This is a genomic window from Curtobacterium sp. VKM Ac-2861 (genome assembly GCF_013204965.1).
GTDB lineage: Bacteria > Actinomycetota > Actinomycetes > Actinomycetales > Microbacteriaceae > Curtobacterium.
Map to the genome: position 1 here is coordinate 62450 of NZ_JABMLA010000005.1, position 23321 is coordinate 85770.

A 23321-nucleotide genomic window follows, 5' to 3' on the forward strand; every position below is an offset into this window, starting at 1 on the left:
GACGATGGAGATCGACTTCACGAGCATCGGCCTGGTCGCGGGCGTCGGCTTCGTGGCCGCGGTGGGCATCGTGCTCGTCTACACGCTCGGCCTGCGGCTGCTCGGCACCGGGCAGCCGCTCGACACCGGGGGTGAACGCACCCAGTACTCCGAGGAGACCCCGCGGTCCGGGCACACGCCGCCGGCAGCACTGGCGGGTGCCGTCCTGTGCTTCGCGGTCTGTGCGGCAGCCGTGCTCGCGGGCATCTGGCTCACGATCCCCCAGTTCCACTAGCACGTTCCTTCCCATCGCCCCCGCGCTGGGAAGCGGAAACGGGCGTACCTGGTCGGAACTTCCGACCAGGTACGCCCGTTTCGACCAGGTACGCCCGACGTCAGTGGGCGCTGTAGCCGCCGTCGACCAGGTGGTAGCTGCCCGTGATGAACGAGGCCTTGTCGCTCAGCAGGAAGAGCACGAGCGCGGCGACCTCCTTGTCGGTGCCGAGACGCTTCGTGGCGTGCTCCTCCTCCAGCGCCGAGATGGCTTCCGGCGTCATGGCGTTGCGGAGCAGCGGGGTGTCGATGAACCCGGGGCCCACGGCGTTCGTGCGGACGCCCTGCGCCGAGTACTCGAGCGCGGCGACCTTGGTCAGGCCGGCCAGGGCGTGCTTCGACGCGACGTACGCGGCGTTCTGCGCGATGCCGACCGTGCCGAGCACCGACGCCATGTTGACGATCGAGCCACCGCCGGCGGCGACCATCGCGGGCAGCTCGTAGCGGAGGCCGTAGAAGACACCGTCGAGGTCGACCGCACGGACGCGGTCCCAGGCGGCGATGTCGTACTCGCCGATCTTCTGCGGGGCGGCGCCGATGCCGGCGTTGTTCACGGCGAGGTGCAGCGCGCCGTACGTGTCGACGGCGTACTGGACCATGCGCTCGTTGTCGGCGGCGACAGCGGAGTTGGCCTCGAACGCGCTGGCGGTGCCGCCGGCCTCCGTGATCTCGGACGCGACCCGCTGGGCAGCGTCGAGGTTGATGTCGGTGACGACGACCGTGGCGCCCGCCGCGGCGAGCTCCTTCGCGACGGACTCGCCGATGCCGCTGCCACCACCGGTGACGATGGCGACCTTGCCCTCGAACTCGGACATGATTCCTTCTCTCTGAACAACACCTGTTGTCCAGGATCACAGTACACCCGAAAACCAGTTCGTTCACTGAACTAATGAGCTAGGCTAACGACCTGTGACCGACGCCACCGACCTCCGCATCGCCGTGAACCGGCTGTCCCGGACGCTCCGCGCGCAGAAGACCGACACGACCGTCACCGACGCCCAGTTCGCGGCGCTCGCCCGGCTCCACCGCGACGGCGCGATGACCCTCGCCGACCTGAGCCGCCAGGACGGCGTCACCCCGCCCTCGATGACGAAGACCATCGCGGTGCTGGTCGAGCGTGGCCTGGTGTCCAAGGGCGGCCACGACGACGACCGGCGCAAGGTCGTCCTCTGCGCCACCCCGGCCGGAGCCGCGTTCGTCGAGGAGACCCGTCGCCGCCGTGACGGCTGGCTCACCCCGCGGCTCGCCGCACTCACCCCCGTCGAGCGCGCCACCCTCGCCGACGCCACCGAGATCATGAGGAGGCTGGCCCAGCAGTGACCGCCATGTTCCGCTCCCTCGCCGGACGCAACTACCGCATCTGGTTCGCCGGTGCCCTGGTGTCGAACGTCGGTACCTGGATGCAGCGCACCGCCCAGGACTGGATCGTCCTGACCCAGCTCTCCGACAACGACGCCGTCGCGGTGGGGATCACGATGGCGCTGCAGTTCGGCCCGCAGCTGCTGCTCCTCCCCCTGACCGGACTCGCCGCCGACCGCTTCGACCGTCGCAAGATGCTCATGCTCACCCAGGCGCTGATGGGCTTGCTCGGGCTGGGCCTCGGTGTCATGGTCCTCACGCACACCGCGACGCTGCTCGCGCTGTACGGCTTCGCCCTCGCGCTCGGCATCGTCGCCGCGTTCGACACCCCGATCCGCCAGGCGTTCGTCTCCGACGTCGTGCAGGGCGAGAACGTCGCGAACGCCGTCGCACTGAACTCCGCCTCGTTCAACGCCGCCCGCCTGATCGGCCCCGCGGTCGCCGGCGTGCTCATCGCCGCCATCGGCTCCGGCTGGGTGTTCGTCATCAACGCCGGCTCGTTCCTGGCGGTCCTCATCGCCCTGCGGTTCGTCGACCCCGCGCAGCTCGCCGAGCGGGTGCACGCCGGCCGCGGCAAGGGGCAGATCGTCGCCGGCTTCCGGTACGTGCGGACCCGGCCGGACATCATCGTCGTGCTCTGCATGATCTTCGTCGTCGGCACGTTCGGCGTGAACTTCCCGATCTTCACCTCGACCATGGCGCGCGTCGAGTTCCACCAGGGAGCCGGCGAGTTCGGCCTGCTCAACTCGGTGATGGCGATCGGATCGGTGTTCGGCGCCCTGATGTCCGCCCGCCGGGACAAGCCGCGGATGCGCACGCTGGTGCTCGCCGCCGGGGGCTTCGGCCTGGCGTGCACGGCTGCCGCCCTCGCTCCCACGTACTGGACGTTCGCGTTCGTCCTGGTGTTCGTCGGACTCGCGGCACTGACCTTCATGACCACCGCGAACGCCCTGGTGCAAACCACCACGAAGCCCGCGATGCGCGGCCGCGTGATGGCGCTCTACATGGCGATCTTCGCCGGCGGCACCCCGATCGGCGCCCCGATCGTCGGTGCCATCGCGGACGCGTGGGGTCCCCGCTGGGCCATCGCGGTCGGAGCAGCATCGGGCTTCGTCGCGCTCGCCATCGCGATCGTCTGGCTCGTCCGCTTCCAGCGCCTCCGGCTCCGGTACGACGCGGACACCCGCCTGCACCTCGCGGTCACGCACGCGATGCCGGTGGTCGGCACTCGCGCCTCGCGCGCTGCGCTCCGCCAGGAGCTCGAGCGCGAAGAGGCCGTCGCCGACCGCTCCAGCGCCGTCTGACGCTTTCGCGTGGCGGACGGGAGGCACGGGTCGGGCCCGCCACGGGCCTCCCGGCCGTCGCCGGTCCGGTCCAGGGCCGCGATCAGTGCGCGGGTTCGGTCACCGCGAAGACGCGCTCGTCGAGCGCCGCGGTGACGCGGTCCGCAGCGGCCGCGAGCCGGTCGCCGGCATCGCCGACGACGCCGAGGGCCGCGTCCGTCGGGACGGCCTCGAGCCGGTCGCGGGCGGCGGAGAACGCCGCGACCTCCTCCGCGACGCAGGACGGTGCCACGTCGGCCAGGCACTCGGCGGCCCGTCGGACGGTGAAGCGCAGCGACCGTGGACTGTGCTCGTCGAGGAGCAGGAACGCCGCGGCGTCGTCCGGCACCGGATGGTGGTCCCGGCCACGCAGGAACGCCTCGCCCGCACCGCAGGCCCGGAGCGCCGCCGTCCACGAGGTGACCGAGTCCGGTTCGAGCAGCCCCGAGGCGAGCAGCCGGGCGGTCGAGGCGACCCGGGTCAGGGAGCGGCCCAGGGTGAAGAACTCCCAGACCTCGTCGCGACTGGCGTCCCCTTCGACCACGCCGATCGCGAGGGCGCTGCGTTCCCGAGCCCAGCCGAGGAACTCGTGCGCGCGGCCCGGGGCGATCTTGCGCGGCATGCGCGAACGGGTGACGTCGAGGCAGTCCCAGAGTTCGCTCGAGACGACCTCGCGGGCTCGACGGGCGTGGTCCCGCGCGACGGCGACCGCAGCGGCGATGGACGCCGGCTCGTGGCGGTCCAGCGCCAGGGCGTCGATGGTCGCGGACCGGTCGGCGTCGTTCGCCGGTCCGGCGGTCCCCACGACCGAACGGAGCTCCGCCGCGACGGCCCGGTCGTCCTCGACGGTGCCGGGTTCGCGTCGGGCGACGTAGACGTCGAGCAGGCGTGCGACCACGTCGGTGCGCTCGACCGCGCTCCCCACGTGGAAGACGTTCCCCGCGAGTCGGCTCAGCACGGCTGCTCCTGCATCCCCAGAACCTAACCAGCGGGCGTTGCGGGAGTGTTTCGGAGCCGCGTCACGGGTGTTGCAGTGTCCGATGTCCGCGCACGGGTCTGGGTCTCCGCCGCGATACCGGCCCCTCGCTAGACAATCTAACTAGAGCGTCTAGCATTGCAGGATGACGTCCGAGGTCCTGACCAGCACCGCGGGGTTCTGGTACGAGGACTCCCCGGTCACCGCCGTCGACGTCCTGAACGCCCTGCGCCGGTACCGCACCGCCGAGAGTGCCGCGCAACGTCGGGCTCGCGAAGCCCTGGGCATCGGCGAGAACGCACTGCTCGCACTGCGGGTCCTCATCGACGCCGAGCACGACGGCCGGACCGTCAACGCGAAGGACCTGGCCGAGCGCCTCGAGATCACGGCGGCGTCGACCTCGGCACTCGTCGACCGGCTGGTCCGGAGCGGCCACGTCGAGCGGCACCAGGACCCGATCGACCGCCGCGGCGTGATCCTCACCGCCACGGGGACGTCGATGGGCCACGCCCTGCGCGTGATCGAGGAACTCGACGCCCGTGCCCTCGAGGTCACCGAGCACGTGCCGACCGACGAGATGGCCGTCGTCGTGGACTTCCTCGACGAGATGGTCCGCGTGGTCGACGACGTCGACGCAGGCGCCCGCACGCTCCGCCGCGCGTAACCTGCTGTCCATGGACCCTCGCGGCGCGCACGACCCCGAGGACGACATGCCGTTCGCCGAACTCGACTCCCGGGCCCGCGCCGACGCCGCACTCCGACGGATCCAGGGCGGGGCCGATCCGACGCGCGAGGCCTTCGACCTGGCGAACACCATGAACGACGAGGCCGTGGGCCGGCTCACGGCACGGCTGCGACGGTTCCTCCGCCGCGACTGACGCGTCGACGCGCGGGTCGACTCGCGCGTTGACTCGCGCGTCGACTCGCGCGTCGACTCAGAAGGCGGTGCCGACCGCCGCGATGTCGTCGCCGCCGTGCCCGGCCGCACTCGCGTCGGCGTAGACCCGCCCCAGGGCGTCGAGGAGCGTGGTGGACACGTCGTTCGCCCGCGCAGCCTCGGCGATGAGGCCGATGTCCTTCCGCAGCCCGTCGAGTGCGAACTGTGCCGGGAACTCCCCCGCGATGATAGCCGCGCCCTTGGTGTGCGCGTAGGCCGAGTCGCTCGCGCTGCCGTCGATCGCGTCGAGGAACAGCTGCGGATCGAGCCCGAGCGCCGCGGCGAGGGCGAGCGACTGCCCCGTGGCCGCGGTGATCGAGGCGATCCAGGCGTTGGCCGCGAGCTTGAGCGCGGTCCCGTCGCCGACCCGTTCGCCGGCGCGGATGGTCTTCGCGCCGATCGCGTCGAGCACGGGGACGACCCGGTCGACCTGGTCGGCGGGGCCGGCCGCGAGCATGGTGAGCTTCCCCTGCTCCGCCGGGGCCTTCGTGCCGAGCATCATCGCCTCGACCAGGGTGATGCCGTACTTCGCGGCGAGCTGCACGACGGTCTCGGTTCCGTCGACGCCGATCGTGGACGCCTGCACCCACACGGCGTCGGTCGGAGCGTCTCCGGCAGCCTGTTCGAGCACGTCGACCACGGCGTCGGTGTCGAAGAGGGTCAGGAGGACCACCTCGGCGTGCTCGACGGCGGCACCCGGGTCCGTGGCGACCGTTGCACCGTGCTCACCGAGCGGTGCGGCCTTGTCGGCACTCCGGTTCCAGACCGTGACCCGGTGACCCTCGCGCAGCAGTGATCCCGCCACGCCGGCACCCATCGCTCCGGTACCCAACACCGTCACTCGCACGTGCGTCTCCGTCCTGCCACGGCTCGGTGCCCCGGCGTTCCCGACGCTACGCGCTCGACCGTCGTCGCCGTCAGAGGAGCCCGCGGGCCTGCAGCCAGGTGGCCGGGTCGACCGGGACCCCGCCGACGATGACCTCGAAGTGCAGGTGCGCCCCGGTCGAGACGCCGGTGTTGCCGACCGCGCCGAGGCGTTGGCCGACAGACAGGACCTGACCGGGTCGGACGCCGATCGTCGACAGGTGGCCGTACCGGGTCTGGGTGCCGTCGGCGTGCTGGAGCAGGACCTGGTTACCGTACCCGCCGAGCACGCCGGCCGAGATGACGATTCCGGGCATCGCGGCCACGACGGTGGTGCCGATCGGCGCCGCGAAGTCGATGCCCTGGTGGTTCGTCGAGCAGGCGGAGCACCCGGTCACCCAGCGCGAGCCGAACCCACCGGCGGCCGGCACGTTCCCCGCTGTGGGGCGGGCCGCCGCGTCCGACGAGCCGACGGCGGTCGCACGTGCCTGGGCGGCAGCGGCTCTGCCGATCGAGAAGCCGTCGCGGTCGACGGAGAGCCGGGCGGAACCGTCGGCGACGAACTGCTGCACGCCGGGCACGGGACTGCTCGGCGACGGGGTCGATGCCATCGCGGTCTGCGGGGAGCCGACGGCGACGAAGAGACAGGTCACCGCGGCGGTCGCCGTCGCGGGCAAGGCGCGGCGGACGGAACTGCGGAAGGAGGAGGGGGAAGCCGGGGTGGCGGAAGGGGGAGCCACCACCCCGGCGGCTCTGGGGGCGTCCGGACGCGTGCCGTGCCCAGTACGGCGCCGCACGGACGCTTCGGGTCGGCGAGTACGGGAGCGGTTCGCGGCCCGCCGTTCGGCACCGCGCGGGCGCAGCGGGAGGCCTTCAGCGGGCGTCGTCATCGCTCGGGGACCGCCGGGCTCAGACGCGGACGACGCCGTCGCGGGCGATCCGGTCGAGTTCGGTCGCGACGGCGTCGACGACCGCTCGGGTGATGGCGTCGGCGACGGTCTCGACCAGGACGAGCTGCTCGGGCTGCACGCGGAGCTCGGTGACCACCGACGGGGTGACGCGGACCGTGATGTCGTCGATCGCGGCGACGAGGGCCGCGGGCACCAGGGTCGAGTCACCGGCTCGGACGGGGGCGGTCATCGGTGAGGTCGGGGCAGGCGCCGCGGCTGCTCGAGCCGGGGTCGGGATCGGGGTCGTGCTCGTGGCCGGCGGCTCGGGCTGGTCGCGTCGCTGGGCGATGGAGTCGAAGAGCGGGGTGGAGGACATGCTGCTGACCGTCCGATCTGAGTCGTGGTTGCGGGCCGTTGTCGGGCGACCCGTCGGGGATGCGTGCCGTGCGGCACGTCCCTCATTCAACCATCGATATTTCAGATGTGCAATAGTGCCCGACAGATCCCGGTCAGTCGGGGTCGACGGCAGCCGCGGTCGGGTCGTCGGGCTGCAGCGCCCGCTTGACCCGTTCGACGATCGTCGCCGGCGGGTTGTTGTAGGTGTTCGCCGGCTCCTGGCCGCTGAGCTCCTGGATCGCCGCCATCACCGCATCGGTCGCGTGTCGGCGTGCACGTCCGGACGAGGCCTCGCCGAACGCGGACAGGTCGATCGGCTTCCCGAACTCGATCGTCACCTTCGCGAGCTTCGGCAGCTTCGAGCCGACGGGCTGCACGTCCTGGGTCCCCGTCAGGGCCACGGGCACCACGGGCGCGCCGCTCGTCAGGGCCAGCCATGCCACACCCGTGCGGCCCTTGTAGATCCGGCCGTCCAGGGAGCGGGTGCCCTCCGGGTAGATCGCGAAGGCCTCGCCCTCGTTCAACCGCGCGAGCCCCAGGTCGAGCGCCTGCTGCGCCGCGGCGCCCGCACCACGTTCGACGCCGATCGCACCGATGCCGCCGAAGAACGCCCGCGACACCGCGCCACGGAACCCGGTGCCGGTGAAGTACTCCTGCTTCGCCAGGAAGGCGACCTTCCGCGGTGCCATCAACGTGATCGCCGGGGAGTCGATGAAGGAGCGGTGGTTGCTCGCGAGGATCACCGGCCCGCGCTTGGGAACGTTGCGGCGTCCGATGATCTTCGGTCGCCAGAGCATCCGCGCGAGCGGTGTCACCACTGCGCGGCTCAGCACGGTGGCGAACTTGGTCGAACCGGACACCGGGCCTCCTCGTCGTGACGGCGAACTCCCGAGTGTAATCACGCCTGCGAGCAGTACATGCCCACGGCGGCATGCACGTCCGACCGTGGGGTCAGTCGGCTTCGGACGCGACGACGTCGAGCACCGCGCGGCCGTACCGCTCGAGCTTCGCGGCACCGACCCCGGAGATCTCGGCGAGCTGGTCGACGTCGGACGGACGCACCGCCGCGATGCCGCGGAGCGTCGCGTCGTTGAACACCACGTACGCCGGCACACCCTGCTCGCGCGCCTGGGCTGCACGCCAGACCCGGAGCGCCTCGAACAGGCCGACCGCCTGCTGGGGCATGTCGGTGACGACGGTCCGGCGGGACGACCGGCTCGCCCGCGGGGCCTTCACTGGGTCGCGACGCATCCGCACCTGGACCTTGCCGGTCAGGACCTCGGCGCTCGTCGGGCTGAGGACGACCGTGCCGAACCCGTCGCCCGAGACCGCGGCGTAGCCCTGCGCGAGCAGCTGCCTGGCCACCGCGCGCCACTCGCCGTCGGACAGGTCGGAACCGATGCCGAAGGTCGCCAGGGACTCGTGCTGCAGTTCCTGCACCCGCGGCGACTGCTTGCCGACCAGGATGTCGACGAGGTGGGCGACGCCGTACCGCTGACCGCGCTCACGCTCGAGCCGGACGACCGTGGACAGCAGCTTCTGCGCGGGCACGGTGCCGTCCCACGACTCGGGCGGGGCGATGCACGTGTCGCAGTTGCCGCAGGCCGTGGACGGCTGCCCGAAGTAGGCCAGGAGCCGCACCCGGCGGCACTCGATCGTCTCGCACAGGCTCAGCATGGCGTCGAGGTGGGCGCTGAGCTGCCGACGGTGTGCGGCGTCGCCCTCGGACTGGTCGATCATCCGTCGCTGCTGCACGACGTCGTTCAGGCCGTACGCCAGCCACGCGGTCGAGGGCAGTCCGTCGCGCCCGGCACGACCGGTCTCCTGGTAGTACCCCTCGACCGACTTCGGCAGGTCGAGGTGCGCCACGAACCGGACGTCGGGCTTGTCGATGCCCATGCCGAAGGCGATCGTCGCGACCATGACGATGCCGTCCTCGCGCAGGAAGGTCGACTGGTTGCGCGCACGCACCCGGGCGTCGAGCCCTGCGTGGTACGGCAGCGCCTGGATGCCCTGTTCGGCCAGTGCGGTGGCGGTCCGCTCGACCGACTTGCGCGACAGGCAGTAGACGATGCCCGAGTCGCCGCTGTGCTCGGTGCGGATGAAGGTGAGGAGCTGCTGCAGCGCGCCGGTCTTCGGTTCGATGCGGTACTGGATGTTCGGGCGGTCGAAGTCGGCGACGAAGTGTGCGGCGTCGTCGAGGCCGAGCCGCGCCGAGATCTCCTGGTGGGTCTGCGGGGTCGCCGTGGCCGTGAGGGCGATCCGGGGCACGGTCGGCCAGCGCTCGTGCAGGACGCTCAGCTCGAGGTAGTCCGGCCGGAAGTCGTGGCCCCACTGGGCGACGCAGTGCGCTTCGTCGATGGCGAACAGCGACACCCGCGCCCGGTCGAGGAGCGCGCGCGTGGACTCGAGCCGGAGCCGCTCGGGCGCGAGGTAGAGCATGTCGACCTCGCCCTGGACGACCGCACGCTCGACCCGGGCACGCTCGTCGGGCCCCTGCGTCGAGTTGAGGAAGGCGGCACGCACCCCGTTCGCCGCGAGGGCGTCGACCTGGTCCTGCATGAGCGCGATGAGCGGCGACACCACGACCCCGACGCCGTCGCGCACGAGCGCGGGCACCTGGTAGCAGAGCGACTTGCCACCGCCGGTGGGCATGAGCACCAGGGCGTCACCACCGCCGACCACCTGGTCGATGATCGCCGCCTGCTCGCCACGGAAGTCGTCGTAGCCCCACACGCGGTGCAGGACGTCGAGCGCTGCGGCTCGCGAAGCAGACACGGCGGCGGGCGCGGGCGTGGTGCTCATGCCACGAGCCTACGGGCGACCGGCGACACCCACGGCACTGTCCACAGCGCCGCTGTCCACACCGGCACGGTCCACAACGGCTGCGTCGACATCGTCGGCGTTGGCCGGCGCGACGGCCCAACCCGTGCCAGCCGGGCCGAACCACCGCTTGCCACCCGCCCAGACCGGCGGCGTCCCGCGGAACCGCGGTGCCTCGTGTCCGGCGAAGGTGCGATCGAGCTTCCGCCACCACGCCAGGAGCTCGACCATGCCCCAGAACGCCAGAGACGTGCCGAGGGTGACGAGCCAGCCGATGGGCGTGCCGTTGGCGTCGGACGAGGTCAGGTCGATTCCCGTCCAGCCCGGCGCCTGCAGCACGAAGATCATGATGTTGTTGAAGGCGTGCTGCAGCACGGTGGCCTCGAGTCCGCCGGTGCGGAGCACGATGATCGCCGCGATCAGGCCGAACGAACCGACGTCGAGGATGCCCCAGACGTTGTAGCCGTTCGGGATGTGCAGCACCGCGAACACGACGGTCGACACCGCGACGGCGATGATCGTGCCGGTGCGTCGCGGGATCCACGATGCGATCGTCTGCATGAGGAAACCGCGGAAGATGAACTCCTCGGCTGCGCCCTGGAACGGGACGAGCAGGACGACCAGGACGATCGTGAGCGTGAGGGTGCCCAGGGACACCGTCGACTGCCCGATCGCGGCGTGGTCCCAGCCGAAGCCGCCGTCGAACGTGAACATCCCGCTGGTCTGCACGAGGAACATCACCACGGCGATGACGAGGGTCGGCAGCACGCACCACGCCGTCCACGCCCACCGCACCCGGAAGCGCGTCGACGTCAGGATCGCGCCGGGCCCGAGCCGTGCGACCTTGACCGCCAGCAGGATCCCCGGCAGCAGGACGACCAGCGACACGAGCGACAACGACAGGACGAGCGGATCGGTCGGGTCCAGCGCACCGCCCGCCAGGTCGTTCTGCAAGTCGATCAGCGCCTGCGGACCCTGGGTCACGCCGAGCGGGACGAAGTACGCCACCGCGATGACCACCTGGGATACGAGGTACCAGCCCGCCAGGAACGCGAGGGCGACCAGCGGGCGCCACCACCTCCATCGTGCGTCGACACGGGGCAGGCGGTGGTAGGGAACACTCACGCCCCGCAGGCTACCGGGCCGGGCAGGATGGGACCCGTGCTCACCGTGCTCTTCGGCCTGACCGGAGCCGTCGTCTACGGTTTCGCCGACTTCCTCGGCGGGCTCGCGTCGCGGCGCATCCGTCCGGTGGCGGTCACCGCCGTCGCCGCGGCGATCGGGATCGTGCCGCTGCTGATCGGTCTGGCCGTGCTCGGGGGGACGCCGTCGTGGGCGGGCACCCTCTGGGGCGCCGTCGCCGGACTGTCCGGCGCGGTCGGGGTCCTGCTGCTCTACGCCGCGTTGGCGATCGGCCCGATGAGCGTGCTGTCACCCCTGACCGCGGTGTTCGCCGCCGTCGTCCCGGTCCTGGTGGCCGTGGCCCGTGGGACCGTCCTGTCACCGCTGGCCGTCGCCGCGGTGGTCGTGGCCGTCGTCGCGGTGGTGCTGGTGGCGGCCGTGCGGGACACCTCGGGTGCACGACTCACCGTGCGTGGGGTCGTCGCGGCCGCGGTCGCCGGGTGCGGGTTCGGGTTCGGCGGGATCGTGCTGGCGTACGACGCGACCCCACCCGGCGCGGGCATCCACCCGCTCGTGGTCGCGCGGGTGCTGCAGACGGTGCTGCTGGGTGCGGCGGCGCTCGTGGTGACGGTGCGTGCCGGGCGCGGGGCGCGGTCTGGAGGCGCGGCAGACCCCGCAGCCTCGGTCGGCGTCGCGGGGTCTGCCGTGCCTCCAGGGCGCTGGTGGCCGCCGCGTCTGCTGCTGACGGTCGCGGCGTGCGGCGTCCTCGACGCCCTTGCGAACGTGTGCATCCAGGCGGGGCTGCACGCGAGCGACGACCCAGGCACCCTGCCCGTCGTGAGCGTGCTCAACGCGCTCTACCCGATCGGCACGGTCGTGCTGGCCGGGGTGGTGCTGCGGGAGCGGTTGACCGCGCCGCAGTGGGTCGGCATCGCGCTCGCGTTCATCGCGTCGGTGGGCCTGGCCCTGGCGTGACCGGACGACTCAGACGTCGGGGATGAGCCGCTTGCCGAGGGACACGGTGCGGTCGTCGGAGTACCCGAGGGACTCGTAGAACCCGAGCACCCGCTCGTTGCCAGCACGGATCTGCAGGTTCACCTTCGGGCAGCCGAGGTCGGTGAGCAGCCGCTCGAACTCGGCCATCAGCGTCCGGCCGAGACCGGAGCCCTGCAGGTCCGGCTGCACGGCGAGGTAGTTGACCCAGCCGCGGTGCCCGTCGAAACCGGCCATCCCCGCGGCGACGACCCCGCCGGCCTCCGACTCCGCCACCAGGAAGAGCTCGGGCTGGACCGTGGCCTTGCGCGCGATGTCGCGGCGCGGGTCGTTCCACGGGCGGACGAGACCGCACGATTCCCAGAGGGCGACGACCGCGTCGGTGTCGTCGGCGCGGAACGGGCGGATCCGGTACTCCATCCCCCCACGTTACGGGGTGTGGAGAACGTCGTCACCGGGCCGTCGTCGTGATCTGATAGACCTGTCCGACCGACCAGCCGATCAGGAGCCCCGTGACCGCACACGACACCATCCCGTCGCGCCGCAGCACGCGGGACGACGACGGCGGCAGACGGTCCGGGCGCCGCTCCCCCCGGCGACGGCAGACGGTCGGTGGCGCGATCGTGTCGCTCATCGCCGAACTGCTCATCATCGCGGGTGCCGGCACCGGGCTGTACGTGGTGTGGACCGCCTGGTGGACGGACGTCGTGGCGGTCAACGAGCAGTCGAAGCTCGTCGAGGGACTCGACCAGCTGAAGACCCCGGACGGGGCCGGCACCGAGCACCGTGGGACCGCACCCGTGCTGGCGGAGCCGCCGGATCTCTCCGACGTGTTCGGCACGATGCAGATCCCCCGCTTCGGCAAGGACTACAACCGGCCGATCGGCGAGGGCACCGACCGTGAGAAGGTCCTCAACACCATCGGGCTCGGGCACTACCAGGACACTGCGATGCCCGGGGCTCCCGGCAACTTCGCCGTCGCCGGGCACCGCGTGACGTACGGCAAGCCGCTCAACCAGATCGCCGAACTCAAGAAGGACGACTCCGTCGTCGTGCGGGTCACCGACGCGAAGACGAAGTTCGACGTCTGGTACGTCTACAAGGTCACCGACAGCCAGATCGTCACGCCCGACCACGTCGAGACGATCGCGCCGGTGCCGAACAAGCCCGGAGTCGACCCCTCGCCGTCGGACCGCTGGCTGACCCTGACCGCGTGCCATCCGATGTGGTCGGCGGCCGAACGGTTCGTCACGCACGCGAAGCTCGACTACTGGATGCCCGCGTCCGAGGGCACCCCGAAGGAACTCTCGGAGACGGCCAAGTGATCTTCCCCCTGGTCTGGCGGCTGCTGCCCGGCCCCACGTTCCTGAAGGTGCTCGAGCTGCTCGTGCTGCTCGCCGCGATCGTGTTCGTCCTGTTCCAGTGGGTGTTCCCGTGGATCGCGGCGGACATCCTGCCGCCGCCGGACGGCACCGTGGAGTCCACGCCGACCCCGTAGCGGTCGGCCACCCGGAACCAGGACCGGCGGCGGACGGCAGGCGGCGTCAGACCGTTGTCGTCACCTGCGAGCCGCCGGCTGCCGTCCGCCGCACGGCGATCCGCTCCGGGATCCGCTGCTTGAGTTCCTCGACGTGGCTGACGATGCCGACCTGCCGCCCACCGGCGGTCAGTCGCGACAACTGCCCGATGACGTCGTCGAGGGTCTCCGGGTCGAGCGTCCCGAACCCCTCGTCGACGAAGAGCGTGCCGAGCGAGACGCCACCGGCCTCGGCCTGCACGACGTCGGCCAGCCCGAGCGCCAGGCACAGCGACACGGTGAACGTCTCGCCGCCGGACAGGCTGCGGGGGTCCCGCACGGTGTCGGTGGTGTGGTCGTGCACGGCGAGTGCCAGGCCGGTCCGGCGTGCCCGTGACCCGGACTCCCGCTCGTCCGAGGTCTCGAGCGTGAACCGCCCCGCGAGCATCGCCCGGAGTCGGTCGTTGGCCGCGGCGACGACGTCCTCGAACCGGCGCATGAGCACGTAGGTGCCCAGGGTGATCCCGGTCGGGTTGGCCGCGGTGACCCCGTTCGCGATGTCGGCGAGTCGGACCACGGCACGGCTGCGTGCCGACGTCTCGTCGCGGGCACGGATCGCCCGGGTGACCTCGGTCGCGCACCGGTCGACCGCGTCGGCACGGTCGACCGCGGAGACGGCGACCGCGACGGCCTCGTCGAGTGCGGCGGCAGCGCGCTGGCGTCCGGCACGGGCACCGTCGAGGTCGAGGCGTTCCGCGGAGTCGTCCGCCGCGGCGACCACAGCGGGCTCGGCCAGGCCAGCGACGACGACGGCCCGCTCGGCCTCGGCCGCGCTGATCCGCGCACGCAGCCGGTCGGTGCTGTCAGGGTCGAGCCGTCCGGCCCGCGCTGCGGCGACGTCGGCGAAGTCCTGGTCGACGAGGACCCGGTCGACCTCGGCACGGCGGTCGTCGCGGGCACGGGTCGCCGCGGCCACCCGTTCGTCGGCCTGCGCGACCGCGCGGTACGCCTCGAGTCGCTCGTCGAGGAGCTCGACAGCCGTCCGGAGCGTCGCGGGACGCTCGTCGAGGAGTGCTCCGAGCCGCTCGCGCGCCGCGGTCACGGTGCCGAGGTCGGTGTCGAGCCGCTCGGCGTCGGCCAGCGTGGTCGAGACCAGGACGGTGCGCCGTGCGTCGAGGTCGTTCCGCTCGCGCTGGAGCCGACCGGTCGTCGTGTCGTGCTCCGCCCGCTGCCGCTCGTGCTGCAGGACGAGCGCGGCAGCGTCGTGCGCGGCCCGGACCCGTTCGTCGGCGGCCGCGGTCAGGGCGTCGAGCGCGGCGGTGTCGACCGTGCCGACGACGTCGACGAGCCGCTGGTGTTCGGCACGTTCGACAGCCAGGTCCGACGCGGCGTCGGCGAGGTGCTGGTCCGCGCGACGAGTGGCGTCGCCGGCGGCGTCGACGGCCGCGGTCGTGGGGTGGTCGTCCTGTGGCGTCGCCACCGACGGGTGCGCCGTCGACCCGCAGACCGGGCACGGGTCGCCGGTCGTGAGCGCCGCCCCGAGTTCTCCGGCGAGCCCGGCAATCCGGCGTTCGCGGAGTGCCCGCTCGGCGGCGAGGGCGTCGGTCGCCGACCGGCGCGCGATGGCGACGGACTGCTCGGCCGTGGCGACCCGCTGCGCCGCGCGGTCGCGCGCCACGAGGTCGGCTCGGAGGGACCGGATCCGGGTGACCTCGTGCGCGGCGGCGTCCGAGTCGGCTGCGGTACGGGCCGCGGTGCGTGCAGCCTCGACGATGCGGGCCCGCTCGGCGGGACGGGCGTCGAGTGCGGCGTCGCGTTCGAGCAGCTGCTCGGCGATCTGCTCAGCGTCCGCGGTGGCCTCGGCGATGGTGGACCGACGGGCAGCGGCGCCGTCCTCGACCGCGACGAGGTGCCGGACGGCCGACAGGTCGTCGGCCAGGGCGTCGCGTCGCAGCACGACGGCGTCGGCGTCGGCGGTGACCCCGTGGCGGTCACGCAGCGACCGGGCGGCCGCGGTGCTCTCGTCGGCGCGCAGGACCGCGGCGTCGAGTCCGTCGGCGACGGTAGCGACCCGTGCGGCGCGTTCGCCGAGGGCGAGGGCCGACCGGGCGGCGTCGACGGCGGGGGCGTCGTCGTCGAGCGTGGCCCGTCGCACGAGCAGTCCCGCGCGTCGTTCGAGGGCGGTCGCACGCGCCGTGACCGCCTGTTCGTGCTCGGCAGCGGTCGTCGCCGCCGCGGCTGCTGCAGCACGGACGGCGGCAGCGGCATCGGCGGCCGCACGGACCGACGCCACCGTCGACGGCACCACGGTCTCGTCGGCGTCGTCGAGACCGGCGGCCTGGGCGAAGCGGTTCAGGGCATCACGCACGCGGTCGTCGGCACCGTCGACCTCGGCCTGCACGGCACGGCGCCGCGCGGCGAGTTCGTCGGCCGTGCGGTCGTAGACCTGCGTGCCGAACAGGGACTGCAGGAGCTTGCGGCGCTCTTCGCCCGGGGACCGCAGGAACCGTGAGAACTCGCCCTGCGGCAGCACGACGGTCTGCAGGAACTGCGCGCGGTCGAGCCCGACGATGCGGCCGATCTCGACGCCGACCTCGGGGATGCGTGACGACATCGGTTCGCCGGCGACGTCGGACGAGTTCGCCAGACGGAACAGCTGCACGGACGCCTGCTGCTTGACGGTGCCGGTCCCCCGCTGCTTCGGGCGGTCGTACTGCGGGGTCCGGCGGACCCGGTAGGTCCCTGCGGTGGTCTCGAAGACGAGCTCGACGAACGGTTCCACCGCGGGGTCGGCGTGCTGGCTGTGCAGGCGGTCGGAGCTGGCGTCGGACCCGGCGAGCCCGCCGTACAGGGCGAACACGACGGCGTCGATGATGGTCGACTTGCCGGAGCCCGTCGGCCCCTCGAGTAGGAACACCCCGGAGGCCGCGAGCGCTGCGAAGTCGATGGACACCAGGTCGGGGTAGGGCCCGATGGCGCGGAGTTCGAGACGGTGCAGGTACATCAGCGGTCCCCCTGGCGCTGCAGCGCCAGCACCGCGGCCTCGTACGCCTCGGTCAGGACGGCGTGTTCGTCGTCGTCGGGGGCGGCACCGGTGGCGAAGGCCACGAAGTCGGCGGCGACCTCGACCGGGTCGGACGTCGCCGTGACCGCACGGGCCACCGAGGCCGGGCCGCGGTCGGCGGGTTCGTGCGTGATCGCCAGCGCGTGCGGGAAGTGGTCCTTCACCCGGGCGTACATGCGCTCGGGGTGCACCGTGTCGGTCACGGCCACCCGCACCCAGGCGTCGGCGTCGGCCCGGAAGACCCCGGACTCGATGTCGTCGATGCCCCCGCGGACGTCGACCAGGCGGCGCGGCACGGGAGCGGGCACGAGTTCGACCGAGACGGCACCGGCCGCGTCGAGCTCGGCGATGGTCACCGACTTCTGCTGGTGCCGCTCGCCGAACGAGAACGCCAGCGGTGAGCCGGCGTACCGGATCCGTCCGCCGTCGCCGACCCGCTGCGGGCCGTGCAGGTGCCCGAGGGCGACGTAGTCGAAGCCGTCGAAGACCGATTCGGCCACCCGGTCGACACCGCCGACGCGGATGTCCTGCTCGCTGTCGCTCGGGTCCGCCCCGCCGACGAAGGCGTGTGCGACGACGACGCTGCGGGTGCCGCCGCGCAGCGCGAGGTCGGACCGGATCCGCTCGGTGGCGGCCTGCACGACGGCGTGGTGCGACCGTGCGAGGGGCTCGTCCGGCACGTCGGCCAGTGCGTAGCGGGTGAGGTCGGGGTGCAGGTACGGGATGCCGTAGACCGCCACCGGGCCGTCGGCGTCGTCGACGAGCACCGGGTCGGCGATCCGGGCGGGTTCGGCGAGGATGCGGACGCGGCGGTCCATCACGCCGGCGCCGAAGCCCAGGCGTGCGGCGGAGTCGTGGTTGCCGGGCGTGAGCACCACGGTCGCCGTCTCGGCCAGGCGTTCGAGCACCCGGGACAGCATGCGGACCGCGTCGATCGGCGGGATCGCCCGGTCGTACACGTCACCGGCGATCACGACGAGGTCGACGGAGCGGTCCCGCACGAGGTCGACGAGCCAGTCGGTGAACGCCGCCTGGTGCTCGAGGAGGTCGGCACCGAGCAGCGTGCGGCCGAGGTGCCAGTCGCCGGTGTGCAGGATGCGCATGCGGACACGGTAACGCCGGCCGGGGACATCGCCGGACGGCCGCGCGCCGCCTGTGGAGAACTCAGGGCACGCAGCTCGCCGACGCCAGGCCGAGGACCGAGACGACCCGCACCTTGACGGTCGGCGTGCTGGTCGCGGTCCAGTTGTTGCCGAGGTTCGTGCGGAGGTTCAGCGTGTAGGTCGTGCCGAGGTCGAGCAGGCCCGCACCGCCGTAGACGAGCGAACGCTGTCCGGGGGTCGTGGCGGTCGCGAGCTGGGTCGTCCCGTTCATGAGGTCGAACGAGTTCGGCACGGTGGGGTCCGTGTAGGTCCAGGTGATCGTCACGGTGCTCGACGACGCGGCCGTGCAGGTCAGCGTGGGGACACCGGTGGCCGTGCCCGCCGTGAAGTTCGACACCGGGTTCACGGTCGTCCGCGACCACGGCACGGCCACCGCCTGCGCCGGCACGAGCACCCCGATGCTCCCCGCGATGACGAGGACCGCCGCCGCACCGCCGAAGCGGCGCAGCCGCTGCACGCGACGCTCGTGCACCCGGAGCGAGCGACGGGTGACGACGGTGGTCCCGCCGGACGGGAGGCGCGTGGCGGCGTCGTCCCGTGCCTCCCGGCCGGTGTCGGTACCGTCCGACGGCCCGTCACCCGACCCGTGGGCGGTGTCGCCCCCGTCCGAGCCGTCGGCGTCGTCGTCGTCGATCGCCGCGAGGCGGCAGAGCGACCCGTCGACCGTGCAGAGCGCGAGCAGCGCCGTCAGGCCGAGTGCGAGCACGACGACCTTGACCCACTCCCCCTGCCGGAGCCACAGGATCGGCGCCCCGACGAACGGGATGCGCAGGAAGGCGACCCCGTGCACGGCCGAGCGTTCGAGCGGTGTGGAGTCCTGCTGCGGGTTCGCGTCGCCCTTGGTGACCAGGGTGCCTCCCGGGCCGTCCTCGACGTAGCGGTGCATGCGGAGGTGACCCGGCTGGTCCGGGTCGTCCGCGAGCAGGATCTTGCCCGTCCGGACCTCACCGGACGCGACCGGGCGCGAGACGACGACGTCCCCGGGCGTGAGGCGCGGCTCCATCGACCCGGTCATCACCGTCGTCGGTTGCCAGCCGATCAGCGCGGGGGCTGCCGCCCACAGGGCGAGGCCGAGGAGGGTCGCGACCACACCGCGTGCAACGGTGCCGACGACGACGCGCCCCCAGTCGACGACGTCACGGAGCACGGCGTGCGGTGTGGGACCACCGTGCACTGCGATGCTGCTCATGACTGCCTTCGACCGGGGGCGCGTTCTCGGGGGTGGTGACCGGGGCTGGCTCGGGCTCAGCCCCGGTCACCGGGTGGGGAGGGCTCCCGGCTCAGCTGTTCTGGGCCTCCCAGGTGAGGCCGAGGGACGCGGTGCCGCCCTGCACCGTGTTCGGCGCGGTGCTCGAGACCGTGTAGGTGAAGCGGTAGACGCGCGACTCGGACGCGGACCCGGTCGGGGCCCAGGTGCCGAGGCCGGTGGCGAAGTTCGTCGAGCCGGTGCCGAACGCGGCGAGGGTGCCGTTGTAGAGCGTTCCGCTGGTCGCGGCCGGTGTGAATCCGGTGCAGGAGCCGAAGCCACCGCCGGTGCCCTGCTCGACCTGCAGGTTGATGTTGCCCGAGAGGTTGTTCGTGGTGGCCGGGTTCGTGCCGTACAGCTTCACGGTCGAGGCCAGCGAGCCGGTCGACGTGACCGTGATGCAGTTGGCGCCGGTCGAGCCGGGCTTCAGGCCCGTCGCGGTGAAGAGCGCGGTGTTGTTGTCGTCGTCGGTGAGGGCGACGCTGCCGGCGGTCCAGTTGCTGGTCGGGTTGACGGTGGTGGCCGAGAACGCCGAGTAGGACGCGGTCGAGACGACGACACCCGAGGCGACGAGGGCGGCGGGGATGGCGATCCAGGCCGCGAGACGGGCGGCGCGAGGGGTGACACGAGACATTGCGGGAGCTCCTGATCCGGAAACGGTGGCGCCGTGGTCGCGGTGGTTGGTCGCGTCGGTGCCGTGGTGTTTGCTACGACGATCAAGTTACTTTTCCGCCGAGCAACTCACAAGGGAAGGAACCACCCCCGTGCTGGGGGTATCTTGACGAGTGAGATACTTGTTGACTGAGTCTTCCCACCCCCTGCCGAGAAGAGCCGCCGATGACGGACACCACCCAGCCCGTCCTGCCCGACACCCTGCCGCCCGCGCCCGTGTCGCCGACCGTCTCCGTGCCGGAGCGCGTGGACTCGGACACCGACCTCGCGAAGCTCCTCACCGCCTTCCGCCTGCTCCAGACGCAGCACGCCCGCGTCCTGCACCACGAGAGCGTCGTGCGCGGGCTGAACGCCACCGACACCCGCTTCGTGTTCTTCCTGGCCGCGGCCGACGGCGAGGGGATCACGCCGAAGCAGGCCGGCGAGTACCTCGAGCTCACCACAGGCGCCATGACCTCACTCGTCGACCGGCTCGAGCAGCGCGGACACCTCGAGCGCCGCCCGAACCCGCAGGACCGTCGCAGCGTCCTGCTGCACCTCACCGCCTCGGGCGCCGAGGTGGCCCGGCAGATCGGCGCCGTGTACTCGGACGCCTTCCGCGAGGTCGTCGCCCCCGCCGACCGGGTCCGGCTCGCCGCCGCGTTCGCCGGGCTCGGCGACGCCCTCGACCGCCACTCGCGCGCGGAGACCGCAGCCCGCTCCGCGTGACCTCGTGTGTCGGGGCGCGCGCGTAGCGTGGTGCGCATGACACCGTCCGAAGTCCTGATCGAAGCGTTCTCCCGCGTCCCCGAGACCGTCGAGCGTGCCGTCGACGGCCTGTCCGAGGACCAACTCGCAGCGCGTCCGGCCGCCGGGGCGAACACTCTGGCATGGCTCGCGTGGCACACCGCCCGTGGGCAGGACGTCCAGATCGCCGACCTCGCCGGCACCGCGCAGGTGTGGACCGCCGACGGCTGGTACGACCGGTTCGGCCTGCCGTTCCCGGCCGAGGCCCTCGGCTACGGCATGTCCCGTGACGACGTCGGTCGCGTGCGTGCCTCGGCCGCGCTGCTCACCGGGTACCTGCGTGCCGTCCACGACCGCACCGTCGCGTACCTCGGCACGCTCGGCCCCGACGACCTCGACCCCGTGGTCGACGACGCGTGGGACCCGCCCGTCACCGCCGGTGCCCGGCTCGTGAGCATCCTCGACGACTGCACGCAGCACGCCGGCCAGGCCGGCTTCGTGCGCGGGTTGCTGTTCTTCAACCGCTGACGCGGTCGCGCGCGGGCGCGCAGCGCGCGGGCGCTTCGTGAGCAGAAATGGTCGGGTCCGAATTCGGGACCCGACCATTTCTGCTCACCATGTGACGGACGGGAGGCCCGTGGCGAGCTCGCCACGGGCCTCCCGTCGTGCGTGTGGTCGCGACTAGCGCGCGGCGAGCTCCGACACGATGCCGTCACCGGGGGCGGCCTGCACGAGGTCCGCCGCGATCTCCGCACGCTCGAGGATGCCCTCGATCTTGCGGATGCGACCACGCGGGACGAGGGTCACGACGGTGCCCTCCTTGCCGGCACGACCCGTCCGGCCGGAGCGGTGCATGTACGCCTTGTAGTCGTCCGGGGCATCCGCCTGCACGACGAGCGACACGTCGTCGACGTGGATGCCGCGGGCGGCGACGTCGGTGGCGACGAGCACGTTCACCCGGCCGCTCGTCAGGAGCTGCAGGTTCCGGGTCCGGCGCGACTGGTTCAGGTCGCCGTGGAGCGACGTGGCACGGATGCCGGCGTCCTCGAACTGGTCGGCGAGGCGCTCGGCGTAGGCACGGGTCCGGGCGAAGACGATCGTCTTGCCGTCACCGGCGACGAGCTCCTCGAGGACACGGTCCTTCTCGCGCTGCTCGACCACGAGGACACGGTGGTCGATGGTCGAGGACGCCTGGTCCTCACCCGCGACCTCGTGCACGCTCGGCTCGTGCAGGAACTGCTCGACGAGCGCCGCGACCTGGGTGTCGAGCGTCGCGCTGAACAGCAGCTTCTGTGCACGGTTGCCCTGCGGGGTGACCTCGGCGGTGGCGGAGAGGATCTCCTGCACCGGCTCGAGGAACCCGAGGTCGCACATGTGGTCGGCCTCGTCGAGCACGGAGATGACGACCTCGCTGAGGTCGAGCTTCCCCTTGTTCATGAGGTCCTGCACACGACCAGGGGTGCCGACGATGATGTCGACGCCACGCTCGAGCGCACCCTCCTGACGGCCGTACGGCACGCCGCCGTAGATCTGCGTCGTGAAGAGGCCCACCGAGCGGGCGATCGGCTGCACCGTGCGGTCGATCTGCAGGGCCAGCTCGCGGGTAGGCGCGAGGATGAGCGCACGCGGGGCGCGGCCCATCTTGCGCTTCGTGCCGCCGCCGTGCTCCATGAGCTTCTCGACGAGCGGGGCGCCGAACGCGATGGTCTTGCCGGAGCCCGTGCGGCCACGGCCGAGGACGTCCTTGCCGGCGATCACGTCGGGGATCGTCGCGGCCTGGATCGGGAACGGGCTGCTCGCGCCGAGCTCCTGCAGGGCGCGGGAGATGTTGCCGCCGATGCCGAGGTCGCCGAAGGTCACGCCCTCGACGTCGGACGCCACGGTGGACTCGGCCTGGAGCTTCGCGAGCTTGACGTCGTCGGCGGGGACGAACTTGCCGCGCTCGGGCTCGTCGAAGGAGCGGCGGGGAGCGCTGCGATCGTCGCGGTCGAACTTGCGCGGAGCGCTGGGCCCCTGCGAGCCGGTTCCGGCGCGACGCGGAGCTTGCGGAGCGTCGGGACGGCCGTGCGAGTAGGGAGCGTCGCGGTCGAAGCTGCGACGCGGGCGGTCGTCGTTGTCACGACGGGGCGCACGGTCATCGCGGTTGAAGCTGCGGGGAGCGCGGTCGTCGCGGTCGAAGCTGCGACGGGGACGGTCGTCGTTGTCACGACGGGGCGCACGGTCATCGCGGTTGAAGGTGCGCGGGGCGCGGTCGTCACGGTCGAACGAGCGACGGGGACGGTCGTCGTTGTCACGACGCGGAGCGCGGTCATCGCGGTCGAACGAACGACGCGGACGGTCGTCGTTGTCACGACGCGGGGCGCGGTCGTCACGGTCGAACGAGCGACGGGGACGGTCGTCGTTGTCACGACGGGGCGCACGGTCGTCGCGGTTGAAGCTGCGCGGTGCGCGGTCGTCACGATCGAAGCGACGCGGACGGTCGTCGTTGTCACGACGCGGCGCGCGGTCATCACGGTCGAAGCGACGCGGGGCGCGGTCGTCGCGATCGAAGCGACGGGGAGCACGGTCGTCACGGTTGAAGCCGCGACCACCGCGGTCGTCGCGCTCCGGGCGGCGCTGGCCACCGCTGTCGCGGGGCTCCCAGTTCGGGCGGGCGGGGCGCTCGCCCTGCGCCGAGCGGCCGCGACGCTCCTCGGCGTCCCAGCGCTGCTTCTGGCGCGGCGCGGTCGGCTCGGCGGCGCGGAACCCGCGGTGCTTGCTGCTGCGTGCGGCGGGGGTGCCGTTCGGGTGGCGGGGACGATCGGAGGCGCGGTTGTCCGCGCCCTTGTTGTACGGAGCCATGACTGCTTTCTCGGGTGCGCAACGAACCGCAGCGCCCGACAGCGACATCGGCGGGGGCTGCTTGCGGAGAGGGGGTTCATCCCGTCGCGATTCGACGTG

Annotated in this window: 24 protein-coding genes; 10 read left to right on the forward strand and 14 right to left on the reverse strand. The window is 72.3% G+C overall.

The features are described 5' to 3' along the window. The first annotated feature begins 4 nt into the window (after nucleotides 1–4). On the forward strand, nucleotides 5–274 hold the full coding sequence (locus HQQ88_RS13415; protein WP_123293687.1) for a hypothetical protein: 270 nt from the start codon (nucleotides 5–7) through the stop codon (nucleotides 272–274). A 100-nt stretch (nucleotides 275–374) separates the two neighbouring features. Here the strand turns inward: HQQ88_RS13415 and HQQ88_RS13420 are convergent, their stop codons facing one another. Then, a complete protein-coding gene (locus HQQ88_RS13420) occupies nucleotides 375–1127 on the reverse strand; it encodes a glucose 1-dehydrogenase (RefSeq protein ID WP_173169713.1) in 753 nt (250 codons plus the stop codon). Between the two features lie 94 nt (nucleotides 1128–1221). On the opposite strand from HQQ88_RS13420, the gene HQQ88_RS13425 reads away from it, so the two are divergent. Beyond that, nucleotides 1222–1632: a MarR family transcriptional regulator gene (locus HQQ88_RS13425; RefSeq protein WP_173169714.1), complete on the forward strand. Its 411-nt coding sequence runs from the start codon at nucleotides 1222–1224 to the stop codon at nucleotides 1630–1632. Continuing rightward, nucleotides 1629–2975: an MFS transporter gene (locus HQQ88_RS13430; RefSeq protein ID WP_323749192.1), complete on the forward strand. Its 1347-nt coding sequence runs from the start codon at nucleotides 1629–1631 to the stop codon at nucleotides 2973–2975. The genes HQQ88_RS13425 and HQQ88_RS13430 overlap by 4 nt, the downstream gene beginning before the upstream one ends. 82 nt (nucleotides 2976–3057) lie before the next feature. On the opposite strand, the gene HQQ88_RS13435 is transcribed toward HQQ88_RS13430, so the two are convergent. Next, a complete protein-coding gene (locus HQQ88_RS13435) occupies nucleotides 3058–3951 on the reverse strand; it encodes an alpha-E domain-containing protein (RefSeq protein ID WP_165901043.1) in 894 nt (297 codons plus the stop codon). Between the two features lie 163 nt (nucleotides 3952–4114). On the opposite strand from HQQ88_RS13435, the gene HQQ88_RS13440 reads away from it, so the two are divergent. Together HQQ88_RS13440 and HQQ88_RS13445 are read left to right on the forward strand one after the other, a co-directional pair. Next, nucleotides 4115–4633 carry a MarR family winged helix-turn-helix transcriptional regulator gene (locus HQQ88_RS13440; protein WP_131921240.1) on the forward strand — a complete coding sequence of 173 codons (519 nt, stop codon included), beginning with the start codon at nucleotides 4115–4117 and terminating at the stop codon, nucleotides 4631–4633. A gap of 10 nt (nucleotides 4634–4643) precedes the next feature. Beyond that, nucleotides 4644–4847: a hypothetical protein gene (locus HQQ88_RS13445; RefSeq protein WP_173169715.1), complete on the forward strand. Its 204-nt coding sequence runs from the start codon at nucleotides 4644–4646 to the stop codon at nucleotides 4845–4847. A gap of 57 nt (nucleotides 4848–4904) precedes the next feature. Here HQQ88_RS13445 and HQQ88_RS13450 read toward each other — a convergent pair whose 3' ends face one another. The 6 genes from HQQ88_RS13450 to HQQ88_RS20200 all read right to left on the reverse strand — a co-directional run bounded on the left by HQQ88_RS13450 (nucleotide 4905) and on the right by HQQ88_RS20200 (nucleotide 11004). Further along, nucleotides 4905–5753 carry an NAD(P)-dependent oxidoreductase gene (locus HQQ88_RS13450; RefSeq protein ID WP_367917020.1) on the reverse strand — a complete coding sequence of 283 codons (849 nt, stop codon included), beginning with the start codon at nucleotides 5751–5753 and terminating at the stop codon, nucleotides 4905–4907. Nucleotides 5754–5823: 70 nt separating this feature from the next. Further along, nucleotides 5824–6423 (reverse strand): M23 family metallopeptidase, encoded by a 600-nt coding sequence (locus tag HQQ88_RS19930; RefSeq protein ID WP_173169716.1) that lies wholly within the window; start codon nucleotides 6421–6423, stop codon nucleotides 5824–5826. Between the two features lie 256 nt (nucleotides 6424–6679). After that, nucleotides 6680–7036, reverse strand: coding sequence for a hypothetical protein (locus tag HQQ88_RS13460; RefSeq protein WP_123293681.1), 357 nt, complete (start codon nucleotides 7034–7036; stop codon nucleotides 6680–6682). Nucleotides 7037–7169: 133 nt separating this feature from the next. Next, nucleotides 7170–7916, reverse strand: a complete 747-nt coding sequence (locus HQQ88_RS13465; RefSeq protein WP_123340164.1) for a 1-acyl-sn-glycerol-3-phosphate acyltransferase — start codon at nucleotides 7914–7916, stop codon at nucleotides 7170–7172. A 91-nt stretch (nucleotides 7917–8007) separates the two neighbouring features. Continuing rightward, the gene (recQ, locus tag HQQ88_RS13470) at nucleotides 8008–9861 is read right to left on the reverse strand and encodes a DNA helicase RecQ (protein WP_173169717.1); all 1854 of its coding nucleotides are present in this window, start codon (nucleotides 9859–9861) and stop codon (nucleotides 8008–8010) included. A 9-nt stretch (nucleotides 9862–9870) separates the two neighbouring features. After that, nucleotides 9871–11004 carry a CPBP family intramembrane glutamic endopeptidase gene (locus HQQ88_RS20200; protein WP_173169718.1) on the reverse strand — a complete coding sequence of 378 codons (1134 nt, stop codon included), beginning with the start codon at nucleotides 11002–11004 and terminating at the stop codon, nucleotides 9871–9873. A 36-nt stretch (nucleotides 11005–11040) separates the two neighbouring features. On the opposite strand from HQQ88_RS20200, the gene HQQ88_RS13480 reads away from it, so the two are divergent. Beyond that, on the forward strand, nucleotides 11041–11976 hold the full coding sequence (locus HQQ88_RS13480) for an EamA family transporter (RefSeq protein WP_173169719.1): 936 nt from the start codon (nucleotides 11041–11043) through the stop codon (nucleotides 11974–11976). A 9-nt stretch (nucleotides 11977–11985) separates the two neighbouring features. Here HQQ88_RS13480 and HQQ88_RS13485 read toward each other — a convergent pair whose 3' ends face one another. Next, complete coding sequence (locus HQQ88_RS13485; protein ID WP_131921244.1) at nucleotides 11986–12414, reverse strand: GNAT family acetyltransferase; 429 nt, start codon at nucleotides 12412–12414, stop codon at nucleotides 11986–11988. A 92-nt stretch (nucleotides 12415–12506) separates the two neighbouring features. On the opposite strand from HQQ88_RS13485, the gene HQQ88_RS13490 reads away from it, so the two are divergent. Further along, nucleotides 12507–13319, forward strand: a complete 813-nt coding sequence (locus HQQ88_RS13490; RefSeq protein ID WP_367917021.1) for a class E sortase — start codon at nucleotides 12507–12509, stop codon at nucleotides 13317–13319. Then, nucleotides 13316–13492 (forward strand): hypothetical protein, encoded by a 177-nt coding sequence (locus HQQ88_RS13495; protein WP_159573240.1) that lies wholly within the window; start codon nucleotides 13316–13318, stop codon nucleotides 13490–13492. Before HQQ88_RS13490 ends, HQQ88_RS13495 begins: the two co-directional genes overlap by 4 nt. A 46-nt stretch (nucleotides 13493–13538) precedes the next feature. Here the strand turns inward: HQQ88_RS13495 and HQQ88_RS13500 are convergent, their stop codons facing one another. From HQQ88_RS13500 to HQQ88_RS13515, 4 genes are all read right to left on the reverse strand, one after another. Continuing rightward, entirely contained in the window at nucleotides 13539–16514 is a 2976-nt protein-coding gene (locus tag HQQ88_RS13500) for an AAA family ATPase (protein ID WP_173169720.1), read from the reverse strand. Next, nucleotides 16514–17677 (reverse strand): exonuclease SbcCD subunit D C-terminal domain-containing protein, encoded by a 1164-nt coding sequence (locus HQQ88_RS13505; RefSeq protein ID WP_173169721.1) that lies wholly within the window; start codon nucleotides 17675–17677, stop codon nucleotides 16514–16516. Before HQQ88_RS13505 ends, HQQ88_RS13500 begins: the two co-directional genes overlap by 1 nt. A gap of 61 nt (nucleotides 17678–17738) precedes the next feature. Next, nucleotides 17739–18926 carry a S24/S26 family peptidase gene (locus tag HQQ88_RS13510; RefSeq protein WP_173169722.1) on the reverse strand — a complete coding sequence of 396 codons (1188 nt, stop codon included), beginning with the start codon at nucleotides 18924–18926 and terminating at the stop codon, nucleotides 17739–17741. Nucleotides 18927–19017: 91 nt separating this feature from the next. Further along, nucleotides 19018–19617 (reverse strand): hypothetical protein, encoded by a 600-nt coding sequence (locus HQQ88_RS13515; protein ID WP_111085548.1) that lies wholly within the window; start codon nucleotides 19615–19617, stop codon nucleotides 19018–19020. 203 nt (nucleotides 19618–19820) lie between these two features. Between HQQ88_RS13515 and HQQ88_RS13520 the strand changes: the two genes are divergently transcribed. Both HQQ88_RS13520 and HQQ88_RS13525 read left to right on the forward strand, forming a co-directional pair. Further along, on the forward strand, nucleotides 19821–20363 hold the full coding sequence (locus tag HQQ88_RS13520) for a MarR family winged helix-turn-helix transcriptional regulator (protein ID WP_123937540.1): 543 nt from the start codon (nucleotides 19821–19823) through the stop codon (nucleotides 20361–20363). A 36-nt stretch (nucleotides 20364–20399) separates the two neighbouring features. Continuing rightward, the gene (locus tag HQQ88_RS13525; protein WP_123937539.1) at nucleotides 20400–20909 is read left to right on the forward strand and encodes a DinB family protein; all 510 of its coding nucleotides are present in this window, start codon (nucleotides 20400–20402) and stop codon (nucleotides 20907–20909) included. 153 nt (nucleotides 20910–21062) lie between these two features. Here HQQ88_RS13525 and HQQ88_RS13530 read toward each other — a convergent pair whose 3' ends face one another. After that, nucleotides 21063–23222, reverse strand: coding sequence for a DEAD/DEAH box helicase (locus HQQ88_RS13530; protein WP_173169723.1), 2160 nt, complete (start codon nucleotides 23220–23222; stop codon nucleotides 21063–21065). Nucleotides 23223–23321: the final 99 nt, after the last annotated feature.

What these genes read in the sequence shown, in the direction of transcription:
- HQQ88_RS13415 (WP_123293687.1), top strand. Translation starts at nt 5, where the DNA reads ATGGAGATCGACTTCACGAGCATCGGCCTGGTCGCGGGCGTCGGCTTC.
- HQQ88_RS13420 (WP_173169713.1), bottom strand. Translation starts at nt 1,127, where the DNA reads ATGTCCGAGTTCGAGGGCAAGGTCGCCATCGTCACCGGTGGTGGCAGC.
- HQQ88_RS13440 (WP_131921240.1), top strand. Translation starts at nt 4,115, where the DNA reads ATGACGTCCGAGGTCCTGACCAGCACCGCGGGGTTCTGGTACGAGGAC.
- HQQ88_RS13445 (WP_173169715.1), top strand. Translation starts at nt 4,644, where the DNA reads ATGGACCCTCGCGGCGCGCACGACCCCGAGGACGACATGCCGTTCGCC.
- HQQ88_RS13460 (WP_123293681.1), bottom strand. Translation starts at nt 7,036, where the DNA reads ATGTCCTCCACCCCGCTCTTCGACTCCATCGCCCAGCGACGCGACCAG.
- recQ (WP_173169717.1), bottom strand. Translation starts at nt 9,861, where the DNA reads ATGAGCACCACGCCCGCGCCCGCCGCCGTGTCTGCTTCGCGAGCCGCA.
- HQQ88_RS13485 (WP_131921244.1), bottom strand. Translation starts at nt 12,414, where the DNA reads ATGGAGTACCGGATCCGCCCGTTCCGCGCCGACGACACCGACGCGGTC.
- HQQ88_RS13500 (WP_173169720.1), bottom strand. Translation starts at nt 16,514, where the DNA reads ATGTACCTGCACCGTCTCGAACTCCGCGCCATCGGGCCCTACCCCGAC.
- HQQ88_RS13505 (WP_173169721.1), bottom strand. Translation starts at nt 17,677, where the DNA reads ATGCGCATCCTGCACACCGGCGACTGGCACCTCGGCCGCACGCTGCTC.
- HQQ88_RS13510 (WP_173169722.1), bottom strand. Translation starts at nt 18,926, where the DNA reads ATGAGCAGCATCGCAGTGCACGGTGGTCCCACACCGCACGCCGTGCTC.
- HQQ88_RS13515 (WP_111085548.1), bottom strand. Translation starts at nt 19,617, where the DNA reads ATGTCTCGTGTCACCCCTCGCGCCGCCCGTCTCGCGGCCTGGATCGCC.
- HQQ88_RS13520 (WP_123937540.1), top strand. Translation starts at nt 19,821, where the DNA reads ATGACGGACACCACCCAGCCCGTCCTGCCCGACACCCTGCCGCCCGCG.
- HQQ88_RS13525 (WP_123937539.1), top strand. Translation starts at nt 20,400, where the DNA reads ATGACACCGTCCGAAGTCCTGATCGAAGCGTTCTCCCGCGTCCCCGAG.
- HQQ88_RS13530 (WP_173169723.1), bottom strand. Translation starts at nt 23,222, where the DNA reads ATGGCTCCGTACAACAAGGGCGCGGACAACCGCGCCTCCGATCGTCCC.